Source organism: Streptomyces sp. NPDC002809, from assembly GCF_040295435.1.
Lineage (GTDB): Bacteria > Actinomycetota > Actinomycetes > Streptomycetales > Streptomycetaceae > Streptomyces.
Genome location: NZ_JBEOVJ010000028.1, coordinates 86,385 through 92,719 on the forward strand (window position 1 = coordinate 86,385; position 6,335 = coordinate 92,719).

Here is a 6,335-nt window from a genome sequence, read left to right on the forward strand (position 1 = left end):
CGGCGGCCCCCTTGCGAACCGTTCGTCGCGTGTACCGGAAGCTCGGTAAGCGTGCGGGCCGCCGCGGCACGTTCCTGCTCATCATCGGTGTGGGCAAAACGTGCTGGGGGATCAGTTTCCTGGTCAATCCCCCCAGCGAACAGGGTCTGCAACTCCTCACGCACTGGTGCTCGCTGCGTCACTGGTCGCTGTTGTGGATCACGGTAGGGCTGATCACAGCCGGCTCTGCATTTCTGCGTGTCGGCCGTGACTGGGCCGGATACGCGGCGGCACTCGTACCCCCCACTGTGTGGGCTGTCGCCTATCTCGCCGCTGCCGTCAGCGGCGAGTACTCCCGGGGCGCGTTCGTCGCGCTCTGGTACCTCACCTCGCACGTCGGGGTCATCATGTGGGCGGCCACGGTTCCCGAGTATTCGGTCCCCCCAGTGCCCCGCCGCCCTGGGAAAGGCGCAGCAGCATGAACATCCTGTCGGGATTGGTAGCCGCGCTTGGCGCGGTAGGCGTGGTGGTCGCGGGAGTCTTTACGTCCCGTGCCACGACGCGGGCTGCTCAGGCGACTGCCGCAGCGAATCAGGCCGCCGCCGCAGCGGCAGCCGCCCCCGCTCTACGAACGGCGGACCTCGCGGTGCTGCAGGCGACCGTTGACCGGGTCGACAAGGAGAACGGGCAGCTCCGGTCGGAGAACCAGCAGATCCGGAACAAGCAGTCCCGCCTCGAAAGGTTCCTACAGGCGTTCTCCTGGTCGATGGACGACCTGTACCGGTGGGCCCGTAACCCAGTCGGGCCGCCGCCGGACCCGCACCCGCTGGTCGACGAGTACAACCGAACTGGAGTCTGAGATGGCGACCGTCACGGGCAAGTTGATCGGCGGGACTCCGGCCCGCACGGAGGTGACGTGCACCCTGGTCGACGTCACCGGTGCCCGGGCAGTCGGGTACGTCGCCGACGCCCAGGCGGAGATCGTGCGCCCCGTGACGGTGACACCGCAGACCGACGGCACCTGGTCCGTCGAGCTCACCCCGAACACCCTCATTGCGGCCGCGGCCGCGGCCGGCGACACGGTGTGGGCGGTGATGGAGGGGCGAGCCCTCGACGGCACCCCGGTCATCACTCACGTCCTGGTCCCGGAAACGGCAGGCCCGCACTGGATGGGCGACCTGCGCGTTGACCTGGGTGACGCGCCGACCGGCGGCAGCACCATCGTGTACGTCCCCGGCCCGGCCGGCGAGGACGGGCAGGACGGAACCGACGGCTCGGCGGGCGCCTCGGCGTACGAACTGTGGCTGGGGGAGGGGAACACCGGCACCGAGGCCGACTTCCTCGCCTCCCTCGTCGGCCCGGCCGGTACAGCGGACGCACAGGAGTACACCGACACCGCCCTGGCCGCCGAAGTGGAACGCTCCGATGGGGCGTACGACCCTGCCGGCGCCGCCGACACGGCCCGGGCTGCAGCCATCAGTGCCGCCTCGACGGACGCCGCGAGCAAGGCCGCGGCCGCGCAGAACACCGCCATCACCACGGCGGCCGCCGACGCCACGACGAAGGCGGACTCCGCCCGTGGCACGGCAATCAGCACCGCAGCGACGGACGCGTCCACGAAGGCGTCCTCAGCACAGACAGCGGCCATCAGCGCCGCGGCGGCCGACGCCACAACGAAGGCCGCCGGCGCACAGTCAGCTGCGACGGCCGCAGCGGCCACGGACGCGGCCACCAAGGCGAGCAGCGCCCAGGCCGCGGCCATCGCCGCAGCCGCTACTGACGCCACCAGCAAGGCTGATGCCGCCCAGGCGGCCGCAATCAGTACGGCATCCTCCGACGCCTCCACCAAGGCCTCGGCAGCGCAGTCAGCCGCCACCGCCGCGGCGGCCGCCGACGCGACGGCGAAGGCCACCAACGCTGTCACCGCCGCCGCCAGCAGCGCCGCCACCCTGTACCTACCGAACGCCATTCAGACCGTCGACGCCTACTTCGCCGGTGCCACGCCGTCCAACCCGCGCGTCTTCGCACACCGAGGCCGCGGCATGGTCAGCCCCGAACACACCCTGATCGGCTACCGGGCCAGCGCTGCGCAGGGCTTCCCGCTTGAGGTGTCCGTCAACGTCGATGCCAGCGGTGAGCTGTGGTGCATCCACGACACCACGATGGACCGCACCACCTACCGCACTGGAAACGTCAACAGCTACACGACCGAGGAGATCGGGCAGACCGTCCTCACCAACGGACGCGTCATGCTCGGCCCGGGCTGGACCGATCAGCCGATGGTGCCGCTCCGCCAGGTCCTCGATGAGTTCCTCGGCAAGGTCGTCATCCTGTTGGAGGCCAAGGGCAACGACGCGGTGGTGCCGCTCGAGAACATGCTCAGCACGTACTACCCGCACGCCCCCCGAAGCGTGGTGTGGAAGGCCCACATCGGCACCGCGTCTCTGCCGTGGGCGAAGGGGGCCGGCTACCGGACGTGGGTGTACCTCGACTCCGGGACGACCGACGCCACGATGGACGGCAAGGACTCCTTGGTCGACTACTGGGGTGTCCAGACGAACTTCACCGACCTGCGGATCCAGCAGGTCGTGGCCCGCGGCAAGCCGGTCTTCTCCTGGCCGGTCTACCGCCGTTCCCAGGTCACGCGCCTGACCGGGCTTGGGGTGGTCGGCATCATGGCCTCCGACCCCCGCTACGTGTCCACCAGCCTCCCGCAGCGCACCGCGTCCCGCTGGGACCTTCAGGTCAAGGAGAGCGGGGGCACACCGACGCTGGACTACGACAGCGCCTACGCCCTCCAGTTCGCCCCGGCGCCGGACGTGGGCTGGGTCAGCATCAACGCCCTGCCGAACCAGTCCTACGGCCTTGGCACCTACGCACCGATTCAGGCCGGGGCCGGCGGGTACCGGATCGCGTTCGACATGAAGCACAAGGTGTTGCCCGGCGACCTGACCCTTCACGGGGGGTTCTACTTCGGCAAGGTCTCGGACGACGCCTACCGCTTCAGCACGGCCAACGCCACCGGCGGCTACCACGTGGTGATGCGGGCCAACGGGCAGCTGCAGCTCAACCGACACTCTCCCGGAGTTACCTCGGGGACGACGTTGGCGACCGCCCCACCCACAACAGCCGTCGTCGCTGACAACCCGATGAGCTTCCAGATCGACGTCACGCCGACGACGGTGGAACTGCGCCGTACGGACGGGACGGGGTGGACGACGGGGCCGGTCGCGGACACCACGTACCGGGGTGGGTACCTGGGGCTCAGCAATGGGAGCATCACGGATCTGGCGACGCGCCCGTTCTGGCGGAGCCTCGTGATCACACAGCTCTGACCTGGGGATCTGTCCTATAGAAATTCACACGAAGTAACATGATCATGCTCCGCCAAGGTGCTCCGCTCCACCCTGGTCTTCCCGTTCAGGTGAACAACCCGCTGACCGGGAACCGGGCCCACGTTCCGCGCCTTGGTACGGGTATGAGGTCTTTCGATGCGGTGCATGTGCCCGAGCCGGGCTCCCCGATGTGGAACTGCCGTATCCCCTGAAGCCCCAGCTCCGCGACCGCGGCCAGGGCCGTCGCTTCGTCGCCGGCCGCGACTTCCACCACGACCAGGCAACTTTCATCCGCTCCGACATCCTCGGCAAGGGCATCATCGACTGAGCGCTGTGCGCGGAGGATCGTTCCCTGAGAGACGCATAACGTGTGTTAAGAGTGATCACGGATAGACTCAGATCATGAGTGACTCTGCGCTCCAACTGCCCACCTTGACGGACATCGAAGCCTTGGGCGCTTTCATCAAGGCCCGCATCACCCCGCTCCACGAGAAGGCCGCCTACAGGTCCAATGAGCTCAGAGCGTTCCAAGCGCTACTGGACACCGTGGTGGTCGTGACCGGCTCTGCGGAAACCGCCGTGAAGCAAGGCGAGTACCTCGGTATGCAACGTCTCTCCTTGGCTGTCATCGCCCGCCAGTGGAAGGACCACCCAGACTTCCAAGCCGCGTGGAACCGATGACCGACCGCACTGTCAGCGCCCGGCCCCACGCCGAACTGGCGCGGCCGGGCTCCTCTGAGGAGGCCCTGTACTGGCTGCGGGACACCCTCGGTACCGTCGCCCCCCGCGACCCCCGGACCCGGCGTCTCGGCGAACGCCGCTACCGGCTCGAACTCCTCGCCGAACTCTGCGACCGTGACACCTTCCTGCTCATCACCTCGTGGCTCGGCTCCGAAGCCGTCCCCGCCGTGACGTCGAAGCAGGCCTACGCTGATGACATTCGCCTCTGGGCCGGTGTGGCACGGGAGTTGGCCGGGCACGACCGGTTCTTCGTCGGCGCGATTACCCCCGGCATCATCGAGACGTGGACGAAGACGCAGAAGGCGCAGAAGAAGGCACCGCGCACCATCAACCGGCGGTTGTCCGTCCTCACCGCGCTCGCCGACTACGCCAAGTGGAAGATAAAGGACCAGAGCATCGTCTCCCCGGTCACCAAGCACGACCGACCCCGCGTCGACCCGCGCGACGAGACGACCGCCACCCCCATCCTTGAAGTACCCGAGTTCCAGGCCGTCATCAACGCCGCCGAAACCCCGCAGCAGGCGCTGGTGCCCGTCCTCATCTACACGCTGGCCGGCCGCGTCACGGAGTGCTGTACCGCTGAGCTCCACCACTTGAAGACGCTGAACGGAGAACGCATCCTCGACCTGCGACGCAAGGGTGGCAAGGGTCGGGCCTTCCCGCTCCCCAAGCGCCTTGGTGACCTAATCGACGCCGCCGTCGGCGACCGAACCGATGGCGCGCTGCTCCTGAACGACCAGGGAAACCCGATGGACCGGCACGCCGTTGACCGGCTCCTCACCCGCCTTGGGCAGGCCGCTGGAGTGCTCGGCGACCGTGACCTCACTCCACACGTTCTGCGGGCCTCGAAGCTCACCCACATGCACGACGGCGAAACACCGGTCGAGGAGATCCAGGAGTACGCCGACCACGCCGCGATCGAGACGACCCTTCGCTACATTCGACGTCGTGACGGTAGCGCCCGAAAGGCCAAGCACGCCGCGGCTGCTGTCGCCGTGTACGACCACCTGGTCGACCGGTTCACGACATCGAAGGGCACCCCGTGAAGCAGTACAGCGCCTCGTCGGTCCGGCAACTGTCCGCAGTGGTCGACTCGATGGCGGGGACGGTGTCGGCGGGCCGGTTGCGGCAGCTCCAGATGGTGGTCGGCATGTTCGACCGGGCGGTGGGCCGGGATGAGATGCCGGCCAGATCGTCCCGGACCGCGCAGCAGTTGTTCACGTGGGCTGCGCTGCGCCCGTTCTGGGAGTTGGCTGTGGACGGGCAGTTGCGGCACTGGGAGAAGGACGTCGGGAAGCCGTTGCCGGAGTGGTCGCAGCGGATCGTGCGGGACTGTCTGAAGATCCTGGCCCGGGAGGTGTTGCCGGCGGGGAAGACGGTGAAGCTCCCGTCGATCGCGAACCCGGAGCCGAAGCCCACGGTGGGCGGCAGGTCGCTGGATGCGCTGTACCGGGGGATGGTGGATCTGGCTGGTCGGGGGCCGTTGGAGCGGGACGGCACGGCGCTGTCGTACGAGGACCGGGCCCGGACGTTGGCGATCGTCGCGGTGATGCTGGACGCGGCGCCGCGGTCCGGGGAACTGGCCGCGCAGACTCTGGCGGATCTGGCGCCGGGTGAGACGGCGGTGGCGGTGCGCCGGCAGCAGCAGAAGGCGGCACCGAACCGGGTCGAGGAGATTGCCGCGCTGGCGGAGGTGGGCCCGGAGACGGTGCGGGCCGTGCTGGGCGGTTGGGTGGAGCGAATGTCGGAGGAGTCCCGGCAGCGGGTGCTGGCTGCGGTTGCCGAGCTGGCACCGTTGCCGGAGGTGGAGTGGTACCCGCTGCGGGAGGGTTCTCAGGTCACGGTCCGGCGGTGGCTGGAGGTGCGGCGGGGCCTGGTCGAGTCGCTGCCGTTGGAGGGCGCTAAGACGGCGCTGTGGGTGTCGCTGGTGCCGTCGAAGGCCGGACCGCCGGGGGTGCCGCTCAGTGCGCAGGGACTTCGGCAGGGGTACGCGCGCGGCATCGTGGCGCTGAACTGGGTGATGGCTGGCTCACATGGGTGGGAACCGCTGCCGACGACGATGGAGCAGATCCGGCGGTCCGTGACCGCGGTGCCGCTGGAGAACCCCCCGTATGAAGGATGAGAGCCCCGGGGCTGTGGGCGCCCGGGGCTCTTTCACATCACAGGGATGATGCGAAGGCGTCGACTAAGGGCTGTCCCGTAATCCCTGGCGGGCGCGCGACGACAGCTACGGCGCCTCGCCGCGTTGTCGGAACGTCCGAATACATCCAGTATGCGGAC

Annotated in this window: 7 protein-coding genes; all 7 read left to right on the forward strand. The window is 68.7% G+C overall.

The features are described 5' to 3' along the window. The first annotated feature begins 29 nt into the window (after nucleotides 1-29). The 7 genes from ABT025_RS18975 to ABT025_RS19005 all read left to right on the forward strand — a co-directional run bounded on the left by ABT025_RS18975 (nucleotide 30) and on the right by ABT025_RS19005 (nucleotide 6,177). Nucleotides 30-461 (forward strand): hypothetical protein, encoded by a 432-nt coding sequence (locus tag ABT025_RS18975; protein WP_350995405.1) that lies wholly within the window; start codon nucleotides 30-32, stop codon nucleotides 459-461. After that, nucleotides 458-838, forward strand: coding sequence for a hypothetical protein (locus ABT025_RS18980; RefSeq protein WP_350995407.1), 381 nt, complete (start codon nucleotides 458-460; stop codon nucleotides 836-838). Before ABT025_RS18975 ends, ABT025_RS18980 begins: the two co-directional genes overlap by 4 nt. Before the next feature lies 1 nt (nucleotide 839). Further along, nucleotides 840-3,314 carry a glycerophosphodiester phosphodiesterase gene (locus tag ABT025_RS18985; protein WP_350995409.1) on the forward strand — a complete coding sequence of 825 codons (2,475 nt, stop codon included), beginning with the start codon at nucleotides 840-842 and terminating at the stop codon, nucleotides 3,312-3,314. 190 nt (nucleotides 3,315-3,504) lie between these two features. After that, on the forward strand, nucleotides 3,505-3,642 hold the full coding sequence (locus tag ABT025_RS18990; RefSeq protein ID WP_350995411.1) for a hypothetical protein: 138 nt from the start codon (nucleotides 3,505-3,507) through the stop codon (nucleotides 3,640-3,642). Nucleotides 3,643-3,716: 74 nt separating this feature from the next. Further along, nucleotides 3,717-3,995, forward strand: a complete 279-nt coding sequence (locus tag ABT025_RS18995; RefSeq protein ID WP_350995413.1) for a hypothetical protein — start codon at nucleotides 3,717-3,719, stop codon at nucleotides 3,993-3,995. Continuing rightward, entirely contained in the window at nucleotides 3,992-5,101 is a 1,110-nt protein-coding gene (locus ABT025_RS19000; protein WP_350995415.1) for a tyrosine-type recombinase/integrase, read from the forward strand. The genes ABT025_RS18995 and ABT025_RS19000 overlap by 4 nt, the downstream gene beginning before the upstream one ends. After that, a complete protein-coding gene (locus ABT025_RS19005; protein ID WP_350995417.1) occupies nucleotides 5,098-6,177 on the forward strand; it encodes a helix-turn-helix domain-containing protein in 1,080 nt (359 codons plus the stop codon). Before ABT025_RS19000 ends, ABT025_RS19005 begins: the two co-directional genes overlap by 4 nt. Nucleotides 6,178-6,335 lie beyond the last annotated feature (158 nt).

What these genes read in the sequence shown, in the direction of transcription:
- ABT025_RS18980 (WP_350995407.1), top strand. Translation starts at nt 458, where the DNA reads ATGAACATCCTGTCGGGATTGGTAGCCGCGCTTGGCGCGGTAGGCGTG.
- ABT025_RS18985 (WP_350995409.1), top strand. Translation starts at nt 840, where the DNA reads ATGGCGACCGTCACGGGCAAGTTGATCGGCGGGACTCCGGCCCGCACG.
- ABT025_RS18995 (WP_350995413.1), top strand. Translation starts at nt 3,717, where the DNA reads ATGAGTGACTCTGCGCTCCAACTGCCCACCTTGACGGACATCGAAGCC.
- ABT025_RS19000 (WP_350995415.1), top strand. Translation starts at nt 3,992, where the DNA reads ATGACCGACCGCACTGTCAGCGCCCGGCCCCACGCCGAACTGGCGCGG.